A 13,140-nucleotide genomic window follows, 5' to 3' on the forward strand; every position below is an offset into this window, starting at 1 on the left:
GACACGAACACACCCCCCAGAGCAGCCACCCGCTCCTTCATCCCCACCAGCCCGTTGCCCCCCGACGGCAACCGCGCCGACGACTCCGCCGACACCTCCGGCGGCGGCTCGTTCTCCACCTGCATCGCGATCTCCGACACCCGATGCGCCAACCGCACATACGTCTTCGCACCCGCCGCATGCTTGTGCACGTTCGTCAACGCCTCCTGCACCACCCGGAACGCCGTCGACTCCACCTCCGCCGCATACGGCCGCCCCTCCCCCTCCACCGACAGATCCACCACCATCCCGGCCGCCGCCGACTGCCCCACCAACTCGTCCAACTCCGCCAGAGACGGCCCCTCCGACGACACCTCCCCGTCCTCCGCCGCCCGCGAAGCCGCCGCCGCAGCCGCCACCCCCACCGCCGCCAACGGCACCGCCGCCCGCTCGGCCCGCACACCCTCACCACCACTGCGCAACACCCCGAGCATCTCCCGCAACTCGGTCAACGCCTGCCGCCCCATGTCCCCCACCAGAGCAGCATTCCTCACCGCCTTCTCCGGATCCTTCCGCGCAACCGCCTGCAACGCCGCCGCATGCACCACCATCAGACTCACCCGGTGCGCCACCACATCGTGCATCTCCCGCGCGATCCGCGTCCGCTCCTCACCCCGCGCCCACTCCGCACGCTCCTCCGCCCGCTCGGCCAGCAACTGCAGCTCCCGCTCCAGACTGTCCGCCCGCTCCCGCAGACTCTCCATCAACCGCCGCCGCTGCCCCACATACAGACCCAGCAGCAACGGCGGCGCCGTCGCACCCAACGACATCGTGATCGACGCGAACGGCAACAACCAGTCCCCGAACTGCAGATCCTTCTGCGCCGAGTCCTGCCCCAGCCGGACGAACGTCACCACCAGACTCCCCAGCAACGACATCCCGGCCAACGACCCGATGATCCGCCGCGGCAACTCCGACGCCGCCAGCGTGTACAGGCCGACGATGCCCATCAGGAAACCCATCTCGGCCGGCGTGACGGCGATCGCCACCAGCACCACCGCGATCGGCCACTTCCGCCGCACCACCAGCACCGAACCGGCCAGCAACCCGAAGACGACCCCCACCGCCAACGGAACCCCGGCATCCCGCGCGAACGGAACCCCCTCCGCCGCGCACTCCAGCGCCGACACGGCACCGAGGCTCACATCGAGCACCGCACCGCGCCGCCTGTCCCACCACCAGGGCCCACCCCGGGCCGGTGCGTGGTCTTCCCCCGTCGTGGTCATGCCTCCAGCCTACGGGCGCGAGCCGCCCCTTTTCCGGTGACTTTCGACAAACGATACGACGCGATATCCCTCGAACTGGTGAACCCCACGCCGTTCACCACCGGAACCACAGATTCCGGCCGGACGGTATGCCCATGGCACCTCCACAGAACAAGTACGCGGACTTCGAAGGCCTGCGGGAGCGAGCGATGGCGCTCCGGCGCGAAGGCCTCAGCCGCCGCCAGATCCGCGACCGACTGCACGTCGACAACAACGACATCCTCAACCGCCTCCTGGAGGGCGAGCCGCCTCCCGACTGGACGAAGCGCCCGAACGCGAAGGACGACATGCGGGACCGGGCACGGGAGCTACGGCTCCAGGGGTGGACGTACGACCGGATCCAGGTGGAGCTGGGGTGCAGCAAGAGCTCGATCTCGCTGTGGGTACGGGATCTGCCGAAGCCGGAGCGGCGGAAACGGACACGTGAGGAAGCTTCGGCGATCGCCAGAAGAGGGTGGGAAGCCACGCTTCGCGCGCGAGAAGAGAGCCGGCAGCAGACTAGACGGCAAGCGGCAACAGAGATGGGCAAGCTGACCGACCGCGAACTCTTCGTGGTGGGCGTGGCCCTCTACTGGGCTGAAGGCTGCAAGAGCAAGCCCTACAGCCGCCGTGAGCGCGTGTCCTTCGTCAACAGCGACCCGGACGTGATTTCACTCTTCATGGATTGGCTGAGGCTGTTGGGCGTCGACCCAGCGAGTGTCAGGTTCGCCGTCCAGATCCACGAATCCGCCGATGTGACAGGAGCCGAGTCGTACTGGGCAAGGCACGTCGGCGTCAGCACAGCCGATTTGATGAAGACCACCCTCAAGCGACACAACCCAAGAACCAACCGGAAGAACACCAGCGAGAGCTACCGAGGCTGCCTTCGCATCGACGTGCGAGACGGAGCCGAGCTTTACCGTCGCATCGAGGGCTGGTGGTACGGCATAGTAGGGGCTGCGCTCAGAACCGATCTACAGAATCGGACATAGCGGAAATCCCGGGTCGTCTAAGGGCAAGACGTCAGATTTTGGATCTGATCATGGGGGTTCGAGTCCTCCCCCGGGAGCAGTGGCTCGGTTCGGGTCCTGACTGGCAGACAGTGCCGTCAGGGCCCGCACTCATGTCCCCCACAAATCACCCCGGTATCCTGCGGATGTCCACCCCCTCCCCCAAAGCCGAAGGGCATCCCGTGAGCGCCATTCGCCCGGCAGCCGTCGTCGTTCTCGCAGCGGGTGAGGGCACCCGTATGAAGTCGGCCACACCCAAGGTCCTGCACGAGCTGTGCGGCCGGTCGCTGGTCGGGCATGTGCTCGCCGCCTCCGGTGAGCTGGACCCCGAGAACCTGGTCGCCGTCGTCGGGCACGCCCGTGAGAAAGTCACCGCGCATCTCGCCGAGGTCGCCCCCGACGTGCGCACCGCCGTGCAGGAGCAGCAGAACGGCACCGGGCACGCCGTGCGGGTCGGTCTGGAGGTGCTGGGCGGTGCCGTGGACGGGACGGTGGTCGTGGTCTGTGGTGACACTCCGCTGCTGACCGGGGAGACGCTGCGGGCGCTGGCCGAGACGCACTCCGCGGACGGGAACGCCGTGACGGTGCTGACGGCGGAGGTGCCGGATGCGACGGGGTACGGGCGGATCGTGCGGGACGGGGCGTCGGGTGCCGTGACGGCGATCGTGGAGCACAAGGACGCGTCGGAGTCGCAGCGGGCGATCCGGGAGATCAATTCCGGTGTGTTCGCGTTCGACGGGCGGTTGCTCGTGGAGGCGCTGGGCAAGGTGCGGACGGACAACAGTCAGGGTGAGGAGTACCTGACGGATGTGCTGGGGATCCTGCGTGAGGCGGGGCACCGGGTGGGTGCGTCGGTGGCCGGTGATCACCGGGAGATCGCGGGGATCAACAACCGGGTGCAGTTGGCCGAGGCGCGCCGGATTCTCAACGACCGGCTGCTGACGCGGGCGATGCTGGCCGGTGTGACGGTGGTGGATCCGGCGACGACGTGGGTCGATGTGTCGGTGACGTTCGAGCAGGACGTGGTGGTGCATCCGGGTACGCAGTTGCAAGGTGCGACGCATCTGGCGGAGGGGTGCGAGGTGGGGCCGAACGCGCGGTTGACGGACACGCGGGTGGGTGCGGGTGCGCGGGTGGACAACACGGTCGCGGTGAAGGCGGATGTGGGGCCGGAGGCGAGTGTGGGGCCGTATGCGTATCTGCGGCCGGGCAGCCGGCTGGGGCGGAAGTCGAAGGTCGGTACGTACGTGGAGACGAAGAACGCGTCGTTGGGTGAGGGGACGAAGGTTCCGCATCTGTCGTACGTGGGGGACGCGACGATCGGTGAGTACACGAACATCGGTGCTGCGAGTGTGTTCGTCAACTACGACGGACAGGACAAACACCACACGACGGTGGGTTCCCATTGTCGTACGGGTTCGGACAACATGTTTGTGGCTCCTGTCACGGTCGGGGACGGTTCCTACACCGCTGCCGGCTCGGTGATCACGAAGGACGTGCCGCCCGGTTCGCTGGCCGTGGCCCGCGGTCAGCAGCGGAATATCGAGGGTTGGGTGGCTCGGAAGCGTCCGGGGAGCGCGGCGGCGAAGGCGGCCGAGGCGGTGTCCGGGGACGCGGGCGGCGAAGACTGACCGGAAACCGGCGCGTCGAACACGGCGTACCGTGATAAGTGCACATCCGCACCCCACCAGCTGAGGCGCGCCCGCGGCCAGTCGGGAGCGTCTATGAGCTCAGCTGCGAACCTCTGAGGAGAAAGTGCTGTGACCGGGATCAAGACGACCGGCGAGAAGAAGATGATGTTCTTCTCCGGCCGCGCACACCCCGAGCTTGCCGAGGAGGTCGCCCAGCAGTTGGGTGTCGGGGTCGTCCCGACGAAGGCCTTCGATTTCGCCAATGGTGAGATCTATGTGCGGTATCAGGAGTCGGCGCGTGGTGCGGACTGTTTCCTGATCCAGAGCCACACGGCTCCGATCAACAAGTGGGTCATGGAGCAGTTGATCATGATCGACGCGTTGAAGCGTGCGTCGGCGCGCTCCATCACGGTCATCGTGCCGTTCTACGGTTACGCGCGGCAGGACAAGAAGCACCGGGGGCGTGAACCGATCTCGGCGCGTCTGATCGCGGATCTGATGAAGACGGCGGGTGCGGACCGGATCCTGGCGGTGGATCTGCACACGGATCAGATCCAGGGTTTCTTCGACGGGCCGGTGGATCATCTGTTCGCGTTGCCGCTGCTTGCGGATTACGTGGGTGCGAAGGTGGATCGTTCGAAGCTGACGGTGGTGTCTCCGGATGCGGGCCGGGTGCGGGTGGCGGACCGTTGGTGTGACCGGTTGGGTGCGCCGTTGGCGATCGTGCACAAGCGCCGGGACAAGGACGTGGCGAACCAGGTCACGGTGCACGAGGTCGTGGGTGATGTGGAGGGGCGTATCTGCGTCCTGGTCGATGACATGATCGACACGGGTGGCACGATCTGTGCGGCGGCGGACGCGTTGTTCGCGCATGGTGCGGAGGATGTCATCGTGACGGCGACGCACGGGGTGCTGTCGGGTCCGGCGGCGGATCGGTTGAAGAACTCGAAGGTGAGTGAGTTCGTGTTCACGAACACGCTGCCGTCGGCGAGTGATCTGGATCTGGACAAGATCACGGTGTTGTCGATCGCGCCGACGATCGCGCGTGCGGTGCGTGAGGTGTTCGAGGACGGTTCGGTGACGAGTCTGTTCGACGAGCAGTGAGCACGGTGCGGTAGTGGTGGGCACGGTGCGGTAATTGATCGTTTTGGGTACGGCCTTCCTGTCCGAGTAGACTGCTGGGGTTGCTCGGCGAGGGAGGCCGTACGCGTCGTTTCGCGGCGTGTGTGCGGCTGTCCGTTATCGACGCGCTCTTCGTAGCAGGCCGTTCGTGGCCGGGTGACCACGTTCGTTTCTGTCTCTGCGAGGAGTGAAGATGTCCGAGGTGAAGATCTCCGCCGCGACGCGCACGGAGTTCGGCAAGGGTGCCGCCCGTCGTATCCGCCGTGACGACAAGGTTCCCGGTGTGCTGTACGGCCACGGTGCGGACCCGCTGCACCTGACGCTGCCGGGTCACGACCTGCTGATGGCGCTGCGTACGCCGAACGTTCTGATCGCGCTGGACGTGGACGGCAAGACCAATGAGCTGGCGATTCCGAAGTCGGTTCAGCGTGACCCGATCAAGGGTTTCCTGGAGCACGTCGACCTGCAGCTGGTGAAGCGCGGTGAGACCGTGACCGTGGAGATCCCGGTGCAGGCGGAGGGTGAGCTGGCTCCGGGCGGGAACCTGCTGGAGTACGTGCTGGACGCGCTGCCGGTCGAGGCGGAGGCGACGCACATTCCGGAGCAGGTGACGGTGTCGGTGGAGGGTCTGGAGGCCGGTGCCTCGGTCCACGCCAAGGACATCAAGCTGCCGTCCGGTGTGAAGCTGGCCGTCGAGGACGACACGGTCGTGCTGCAGGTGCTGGCCGCGCAGGCGGAGGAGGCTCCCGCCGAGGGCGAGGGTGACGAGGCCGCGGAGGCCTGATCCTGGCCCAGGGTCGTGGTGTGGTCGGCCGCTGTTCCCGTGCGGGGCAGCGGCCGACGCGTATGTGCCGGCGGGTAGGGACGGGTTCGAGGGATACGAAGGAGACGGGGACGTGACGACGGACGCGGGTGCGCCCTGGTTGGTGGCGGGTCTCGGGAATCCGGGCGGCGAGTACGCCGCGAACCGGCACAACGTCGGTTTCATGGTGGTGGATCTGCTTGCTGAGCGGATGGGGGCGCGGTTCAAGCGGCACGGCAAGGCGCAGGCGCAGGTGGTGGAAGGCCGGGTCGGGCCGCCGGGGCCGGGGAGTCGGCGGGTGGTTCTGGCGAAGCCGATGTCGTTCATGAACGTGTCGGGCGGGCCGGTGACGGGTCTGCGGGATTTCTACAAGGTTCCGGTGGGCAACGTCGTGGCGGTGCACGACGAGTTGGACATCGACTACGGGGTGCTGCGGTTGAAGCTGGGGGGTGGGGACAACGGGCACAACGGGTTGAAGTCGATCACGAAGTCGCTGGGTGCGGAGTATCACCGGGTGCGGTTCGGGATCGGGCGGCCGCCGGGGCGGATGCCGGTGGCGGATTTCGTGTTGCGGGACTTCTCGTCGGGGGAGCGCAAGGAGTTGGACTATTTCGTGGACCGGGCGGCGGACGCGGTGGAGGCTCTGGTGACGGAGGGTCTTGAGCGGGCGCAGAGTGCGTACAACTCCTGAGAGCCGGGGCGGGTTCGGGGCGGGTACGGGTTCGGCGCGCTCGGCGCGTGGTACAACTCCGGACTTGTCCGTGGATGGCCCGCCGGTGAGTTGACCGAGCGCGCAGGTATGGCCAATGATCCCGGCCATGCCTGCCTCTGCTGCCGCTGCTGCCCGTCCTCGTGGGTCCGGTGGCGTGCTGCTGCGGTTCGGCCGGATCGCGGCGATGGGGACGGTGGCCGCGCTGATTCTGGTCGCGGGTGTGTGGGCGTCCTGGGGTACGGCGCAGCACGTGCTGCTGACCAAGGGGCGGGAGCAGGGCACGGTCGCGGTGACGGGGTGTGCGGACGGTTGGTGCGGTGGGCCGTATGAGCCGGCGTCGGCGGGGTCGCGGGCGCGGGAGCGGGTCGTCATCGAGGAGTCGGCCGCCGTGTCGAAGGGGCGGACGTACACGGTGGTGGTGAAGCCGGGGAGCGACGAGGTGGTGCGGTCGGGGCCGGCGGGGGTTGTGCTGCTGACGGCGGCGTTCTTGGTGGTGTGAGGGTTCGTGCTCCGTGCGGAGGGTGTGACGGTGCCCCCGGCTCTGGTGATCTGGAGAGCTCGGGGGCACCGGTGTTTCCTTGCGCGCGGGTGCGCGCGGTTGTGCGCGGCTGGGCGGCTCGCGGTCAGCCTGTGTTGCGCAGGCCTGCTGCGACTCCGTTGACCGTGAGGAGGAGGGCTCGGGCGAGGAGGGGGTCGGGGTCGGTGCCGGCTTCGGCTGCTTCGCGCTGGCGGCCGAGGAGGGCGACCTGGAGGTAGGAGATGGGGTCGAGGTAGGCGTCGCGGATGGTGAAGGTCTGCTTGAGGACGGGGTCGGCGTCGAGGAGTTCCGCTTCGCCGGTGACGCGCAGGACCTCGGCGACGGTGAGTTCGTGTTCGGTCTTGATGGCGTCGAAGACGTGCTTGAGTTCGTCGGGGACGAGGGTGTCGACGTAGTGCTGGGCGATGCGCAGGTCGGTCTTGGCGAGGGTCATCTCGACGTTGGAGATGAAGTTGCGGAAGAAGTGCCACTGCTGGTGCATCTCGTCGAGGACGGTGTCGAGGCCGGCTTCGCGCAGGGCCTTGAGGCCGGAGCCGACGCCGTACCAGCCGGGGACGATCTGCCGGGACTGGGTCCAGCCGAACACCCAGGGGATGGCGCGCAGTCCGTCGAGGGAGACGCCGGAGCCGGGGCGGCGGGAGGGCCGTGAGCCCAGGTGGAGGTCGGCGAGCTGGTCGACGGGTGTGGAGGCCAGGAAGTAGGTCGGCAGGTCGGGGTCTTCGACGAGCTTGCGGTAGGCGGTGTGGGCGGCGTCGGAGACGACGTCCATGGCGGCGTCCCAGCGGGCGAGGGCCTCGTCGGACTGGCGGGGTGCGGTGTGCAGGGCGGAGGCCTGGAGGGTGGCGGCGACGGTCAGTTCCAGGTTTTCCCGGGCGAGGGCGGGGATGAGGTACTTGTCGGAGATGACCTCGCCCTGTTCGGTGACCTTGATCTCGCCTTCGAGGGTGCCCCAGGGCTGGGCGAGGATGGCGTCGTGGGTGGGGCCGCCGCCGCGGCCGACGGTGCCGCCGCGGCCGTGGAAGAGGCGCAGGCGTACGCCGTAGCGGTGGGCGACGTCGCGCAGGCGGCGCTGGGCGCGGTGGATTTCCCACTGGCTGGTGGTGATGCCGCCGAACTTGGAGGAGTCGGAGTAGCCGAGCATGACCTCCTGGACGTCGCCGCGCAGGGCGACCAGGCGCCGGTAGGAGGGGTCGGCGAGGAGGTCTTCGAGGATGGTGTCGGCGGCCTTCAGCTCGTCCGTCGTCTCCAGGAGCGGCACGATGCCGATCTTCGCCCAGCCGGCGTGGAGGTCGATGAGTCCGGCCTCGCGGGCGAGTACCGCCGCGGCGAAGACGTCGTCGGCGCCCTGGCACATGGAGATGATGTAGGACTCGATGACCTCGGGGCCGAAGACTTCGAGGGCGCGGCGGACGGTCTGGAAGACGCCGAGGGTCTTCTCGCCGGGGGCGTCGACGGGGGCGGGGGTGGGTGCGAGGGGCCGGCGGGAGCGGAGTTCCTTGGCGAGGAGCTTGGTGCGGTACTCGCGGGGCATGTCGGCGTAGCGCCAGGATTCCTCGCCGAGCCGGTCGAAGAGCTGGCCGAGGGCGTGGTGGTGGGCGTCGGCGTGTTCGCGGACGTCCATGGTGGCGAGCTGGAGGCCGAAGGCGGCGAGGGTGCGGATGGTGCGGGCGAGGCGGCCGTCGGCGAAGAGGCCGCCGCGGTGTTCGCGCAGGGAGGTCTGGACGATGCGCAGGTCGTCGATGAGTTCGGCGGTGCCGAGGTAGTCGCGGCCGGCTTCGTGGGCGGTGCTGCGGGCGAGGCGCTGCTTGGTGTTCTCGAGCTTCTGCCGGATGCAGGTGGCCTTGAGCCGGTAGGGCTCCTCGGCGTTGAGGCGCTTGTAGCGGGGGCTGATCTCGGGGAGGTTGTCGAGGTCGGCCTGGAGGGAGGTGAGGAGTTCCTCGGTGGCGCCGGCGTAGCGGATGGAGTTGGAGAGGAAGCCGCGGAGTTCGTCGATCATCTCCAGGGCGTCGTTGATGCCGTGTTCGTGCTGGAGGATGAGGACGTCCCAGGTGACCTGGGGGGTGACGTTGGGGTTGCCGTCGCGGTCGCCGCCGATCCAGGTGCCGAAGGTGAGGGGGCGGGTGTCGTCGGGGAGGTCGACGCCGGCGCGCTGGAGTTCCGCCGTGAGGTCTTCGAGGACGTCGCCGACGGCGCCGAGGTGCAGCTCGTCGAGGTAGTAGATGGCGTTGCGGGCCTCGTCGGCGGGTTCGGGGCGGACGACGCGGAGTTCGTCGGTCTGCCAGACGAGGTCGATGTTCTCGGCGAGGCGGGTGTCGAGGCGGCGGCGGTCGGACTCGTTGACGGGGGTGTCGAGGAGGGCGGCGATGCGGCGCAGCTTGTTGAGGACGGAGCGGCGGGCGGCCTCGGTGGGGTGTGCGGTGAAGACGGGGCGGACGTTGAGGTTGCGGACCGTTTCGCGCAGGTGGTCGGGGTCGGCGTCCTTGAGGCGGTCGGCGGTGCGGGCGAGCAGTCCGCCTTCGGCGGCGCGCTTGGCGCCGAGTTCGCGGCCGCGGTGGACCTGTTCGGTGACGTTGGCGAGGTGGAAGTAGGTGGAGAAGGCCCGGACCAGCTTGGCGGCGGTCTCGAGTTCGGTGCCGCGGAGCAGTTCGGCCGCGGCTTCGCCGTCCTCGCGGGTGAGTCGGCGTACCTTTTCGACGAGTTCCAGCAGCTCGGGGCCCTCCTGGCGGACGAGGGTCTCTCCGAGGAGGTCACCCAGCCGGCGGATGTCGGCTCGCAGTTCGCTGCTGGTGGTCGTGGTGGTCTGGTCGTCGGCACTGCTCACAGGTGCGGCTCCTTGCAGTGTTGAAGCTCGTCCGGGAGGGAACCCGGACGGCCGTCTCGCGCGGCGGGCGCCGCTTACGGGGCCGGACGTCCGGGAAGTATTCAGAGCGGACCGCGCTGTCCGACCGGGTTCCAGGATAGGTGTCGGTCAGGACGCGCAGGCTCTGGGGCTCTTGCCGGGCGACCACGCACTGCCATACTTACGTCGCCGTAGGTTACGGAACCGTAGGAAACTGTGCACGGTTCCCCGGGCCCGGCACCGACACCACACCCTCGACCCCACAGGGGACGCGCATGACCACGAGTTCCGATGTGATTCCTGACGCCTCGCAGCCGCCCGGCCCTCCCGCCGCCCCGTCCGCCACGCTGGGTGGCGAGCAGAAGCGGTCACTCGAGCAGATCACCCTGCTGCTGTTCATCACCGTTCCGTTCCTGGCGCTGGTGGCGGCGGTGCCGCTGGCGTGGGGGTGGGGGGTGAGCTGGCTGGACCTGGGGCTGCTGGTCTTCTTCTACTTCCTGGGCTGTCACGGCATCACCATCGGCTTCCACCGTCATTTCACCCACGGTTCGTTCAAGGCGAAGCGGCCGTTGAAGATCGCGTTGGCGATCGCGGGGTCGATGGCGGTGGAGGGGCCGCTGGTGCGCTGGGTGGCCGATCACCGCAAGCATCACAAGTTCTCCGACGACGAGGGCGATCCGCATTCGCCGTGGCGGTACGGCGAGACGGTGCCGGCGCTGATCAAGGGCCTGTGGTGGGCACACATCGCATGGATGTTCGACGAGGAGCAGACGCCGCAGGACAAGTACGCACCGGATCTGATCAAGGACCCGGCGCTGCGTGCGGTCTCCCGCCAGTTCGTGCTGTGGACGGCGGTGTCCCTGGCGCTGCCCGCGCTGATCGGCGGTCTGGTCACGATGTCCTGGTGGGGGGCGTTCACCGGGTTCTTCTGGGGTTCACTCGTCCGGGTGGCCTTGCTGCACCACGTGACGTGGTCGATCAACTCGATCTGCCACGCGGTGGGCAAGCGTCCTTTCAAGTCCCGGGACCGTTCGGGCAACGTGTGGTGGCTGGCGGTCCTGTCCTGCGGTGAGTCCTGGCACAACCTGCACCATGCCGACCCCACGTCGGCGCGGCACGGGGTGATGCGGGGGCAGCTGGACTCGTCGGCCCGGCTGATCCGCTGGTTCGAGCAGTTCGGGTGGGCGTACGACGTGCGCTGGCCGTCACGCTCGCGTATCGATTCGCGCCGCAGGGCGGATCAGGACGGCGCCCGCCGCCGGAAGGAGACGGCGAAGGCGGCATGATTGACGCCGTGGCGACCGACTCCAGCAGCACCCCAAGCAACGAGAAGCCGCGGCGAGCGCGTCGCACCCGGATGACCGGTGCGGAGCGCCGCCAGCAGCTGCTGGAGATCGGCCGCACCCTCTTCGCGGCGAAGGGTTTCGAGGGCACGTCGGTGGAGGAGATCGCGGCGAAGGCCGGGGTCTCCAAGCCGGTGGTGTACGAGCACTTCGGCGGCAAGGAGGGGCTGTACGCGGTGGTCGTGGACCGCGAGATGCGGCGGCTGCTCGACATGGTGACCGGCTCGCTGACCGCCGGGCATCCGCGGGAGCTGTGCGAGCAGGCGGCGTTCGCGCTCCTGGACTACATCGAGGAGTACACGGACGGTTTCCGCATCCTGGTCCGCGACTCCCCCATCCCGCAGTCGACGGGGTCCTTCGCCTCCCTCATCTCGGACATCGCCACCCAGGTGGAGGACATCCTGGGCCGCGAGTTCAAGAGCCGCGGCTTCGACGCCAAGCTGGCCCCGCTGTACGCGCAGGCGCTGGTGGGGATGGTGGCGCTGACCGGCCAGTGGTGGCTGGACGTGCGCCGCCCGAAGAAGGCGGAGGTGGCGGCGCACCTGGTGAACCTGGCGTGGCACGGCCTGGACGGCCTGGAGCCGAAGCCGCGGCTGATAGGGCACCGGAAGAACTGATCACCGGCGGGCACCCGTCACCCGGGGCCGCGGCGGTCGGCCGGCTCCAGGAACTCCAGACGGTTGCCGACCGGGTCGGCGCAGTAGAAGCGACGGTGGCCGGGCAGGGTGTCGTCCCAGGTGACGGGCGTGCCGCGGGCCTCCAGACGGGCTGCGAAGGCGTCGATCCCGGTGACGCGCAGGCCGGGGTGGGCCTTGCGGGCGGGCCGGAAGCCGGTCGGCTCGACACCCAGGTGGAGCTCGGCGGCGTCGGCCCGGAACCAGCAGCCGCCACGGGCGGCGAGCGCGGGCGGCTTGGGCAACTCGCGCATGCCGAGGACACCGCCGTAGAAGGCGCGCAGCCGGCCCTCGGCGCCGGGCGGTGCGGCGAGCTGCACGTGGTCGAGGCCGGCGATCACCGCTCCCCCGCCGCCTGGTCTGCCGCCCGGCCGGTTGTCCCGTCTCCTCCCGCTGCCGCTCCTCCGGGTTTCCGGGCGACGGCGAAGACACGGCGGAAGGGGAAGGGGGTGCCGTGGGGTTCGGCGGGGTAGGCGGCGCGCAGGACGGCCCGGTACTCCTCGACGAACGCGTCGCGGGCGGCCGGGTCGTCGTCGAGGGCGTCCAGTACGGGCCGCAGTCCCGTGCCCTTCACCCAGTCCAGGACGGCGTCCTCGCCGGGCAGCAGGTGGACGTACGTCGTCTCCCACACGTCGGCGGTGCAGCCGGCGGCGGTCAGGTGGGCGAGGTAGCCCCGGGGCGTGAGGACGGCGTCGTCGTGGCGCAGGACGCCGTCGAGCCGGTGCCGCCAGCGCCGGGAGTCGGCGAGTTCGCGCATCAGGCGGTGGCTGGGGGCGTCGAAGTTGCCGGGAACCTGGAGGGCGAGGGTGCCGCCGGGGGCGAGGCGGTCGATCCAGTCGGGGAAGCGGTCGGCGTGGCCGGGGACCCACTGGAGGGTGGCGTTGCTGACGAGGAGGTCGAGCGGTTCGCCGGGGGTCCAGGTGCGGGCGTCGGCCGGGACGAAGTCGAGGTGGCCGCCGCCGGAGGTGGGGCCGGCGTACCGGCGGGCGCGTTCGAGCATCTGCGGCGAGTTGTCGTAGCCGGTGATGCGGGCGGTGGGCCAGCGGTCGGCGAGCAGGACGGTGGCGTTGCCGGGGCCGCAGCCGAGGTCGGCGATGCGGGGCGGGTCCGCGGGGAGGTCGGGGACGCGGGCGAGGAGGTCGGTGAAGGGGCGGGCACGGTGGCCGGCGTGGCGGAGGTACTGGGC

General features: G+C 69.3%; 11 protein-coding genes, 1 tRNA gene and 1 pseudogene. 9 read left to right on the forward strand and 4 right to left on the reverse strand.

Annotated elements, in window-relative coordinates; all coding sequences use genetic code 11:
• Window positions 1-1,265 (reverse strand): sensor histidine kinase (locus HZS56_RS35225; RefSeq protein ID WP_216724878.1); only part of this gene is annotated, 1,265 nt, incomplete at its 3' end.
• Window positions 1,266-1,393: 128 nt separating this feature from the next.
• On the opposite strand from HZS56_RS35225, the gene HZS56_RS35230 reads away from it, so the two are divergent.
• The 7 genes and pseudogenes from HZS56_RS35230 to HZS56_RS35260 form a co-directional block, all read left to right on the forward strand.
• Window positions 1,394-2,275 (forward strand): hypothetical protein, encoded by an 882-nt coding sequence (locus HZS56_RS35230; protein WP_216724879.1) that lies wholly within the window; start codon window positions 1,394-1,396, stop codon window positions 2,273-2,275.
• A gap of 6 nt (window positions 2,276-2,281) precedes the next feature.
• Window positions 2,282-2,352, forward strand: a tRNA-Gln gene (locus HZS56_RS35235).
• Window positions 2,353-2,475: 123 nt separating this feature from the next.
• On the forward strand, window positions 2,476-3,924 hold the full coding sequence (gene glmU, locus HZS56_RS35240) for a bifunctional UDP-N-acetylglucosamine diphosphorylase/glucosamine-1-phosphate N-acetyltransferase GlmU (protein WP_216724880.1): 1,449 nt from the start codon (window positions 2,476-2,478) through the stop codon (window positions 3,922-3,924).
• A 129-nt stretch (window positions 3,925-4,053) separates the two neighbouring features.
• Window positions 4,054-5,028 (forward strand): ribose-phosphate diphosphokinase, encoded by a 975-nt coding sequence (locus HZS56_RS35245; RefSeq protein WP_216724881.1) that lies wholly within the window; start codon window positions 4,054-4,056, stop codon window positions 5,026-5,028.
• Window positions 5,029-5,239: 211 nt separating this feature from the next.
• Window positions 5,240-5,830 (forward strand): 50S ribosomal protein L25/general stress protein Ctc, encoded by a 591-nt coding sequence (locus HZS56_RS35250; protein WP_216724882.1) that lies wholly within the window; start codon window positions 5,240-5,242, stop codon window positions 5,828-5,830.
• A gap of 112 nt (window positions 5,831-5,942) precedes the next feature.
• Window positions 5,943-6,539: an aminoacyl-tRNA hydrolase gene (pth, locus tag HZS56_RS35255; protein ID WP_216724883.1), complete on the forward strand. Its 597-nt coding sequence runs from the start codon at window positions 5,943-5,945 to the stop codon at window positions 6,537-6,539.
• Window positions 6,540-6,654: 115 nt separating this feature from the next.
• Window positions 6,655-7,029, forward strand: a pseudogene (locus HZS56_RS35260) (hypothetical protein); the annotation flags it as partial.
• 154 nt (window positions 7,030-7,183) lie between these two features.
• On the opposite strand, the gene ppc reads toward HZS56_RS35260, so the two are convergent.
• Window positions 7,184-9,919 carry a phosphoenolpyruvate carboxylase gene (ppc, locus tag HZS56_RS35265; protein ID WP_216724884.1) on the reverse strand — a complete coding sequence of 912 codons (2,736 nt, stop codon included), beginning with the start codon at window positions 9,917-9,919 and terminating at the stop codon, window positions 7,184-7,186.
• Window positions 9,920-10,212: 293 nt separating this feature from the next.
• Here ppc and HZS56_RS35270 point away from each other — a divergent pair, with 293 nt between their 5' ends.
• Complete coding sequence (locus HZS56_RS35270; protein WP_216724885.1) at window positions 10,213-11,223, forward strand: acyl-CoA desaturase; 1,011 nt, start codon at window positions 10,213-10,215, stop codon at window positions 11,221-11,223.
• Entirely contained in the window at window positions 11,220-11,897 is a 678-nt protein-coding gene (locus HZS56_RS35275; protein ID WP_216724886.1) for a TetR/AcrR family transcriptional regulator, read from the forward strand. The genes HZS56_RS35270 and HZS56_RS35275 overlap by 4 nt, the downstream gene beginning before the upstream one ends.
• Before the next feature lie 17 nt (window positions 11,898-11,914).
• Here the strand turns inward: HZS56_RS35275 and HZS56_RS35280 are convergent, their stop codons facing one another.
• Both HZS56_RS35280 and HZS56_RS35285 read right to left on the reverse strand, forming a co-directional pair.
• Window positions 11,915-12,295 (reverse strand): VOC family protein, encoded by a 381-nt coding sequence (locus tag HZS56_RS35280; protein ID WP_216724887.1) that lies wholly within the window; start codon window positions 12,293-12,295, stop codon window positions 11,915-11,917.
• Window positions 12,292-13,140: trans-aconitate 2-methyltransferase (locus tag HZS56_RS35285; protein WP_216724888.1), on the reverse strand; the 849-nt coding region annotated here is incomplete at its 5' end. The genes HZS56_RS35280 and HZS56_RS35285, both read right to left, overlap by 4 nt.

Source organism: Streptomyces mayonensis (assembly GCF_018982965.1).
GTDB classification, from domain to species: Bacteria; Actinomycetota; Actinomycetes; order Streptomycetales; family Streptomycetaceae; genus Streptomyces; species Streptomyces mayonensis.

Coding starts and splice junctions, on each gene's coding strand:
- HZS56_RS35230 (WP_216724879.1), top strand. CDS start 1,394: ATGCCCATGGCACCTCCACAGAACAAGTACGCGGACTTCGAAGGCCTG.
- HZS56_RS35275 (WP_216724886.1), top strand. CDS start 11,220: ATGATTGACGCCGTGGCGACCGACTCCAGCAGCACCCCAAGCAACGAG.
- HZS56_RS35270 (WP_216724885.1), top strand. CDS start 10,213: ATGACCACGAGTTCCGATGTGATTCCTGACGCCTCGCAGCCGCCCGGC.
- HZS56_RS35250 (WP_216724882.1), top strand. CDS start 5,240: ATGTCCGAGGTGAAGATCTCCGCCGCGACGCGCACGGAGTTCGGCAAG.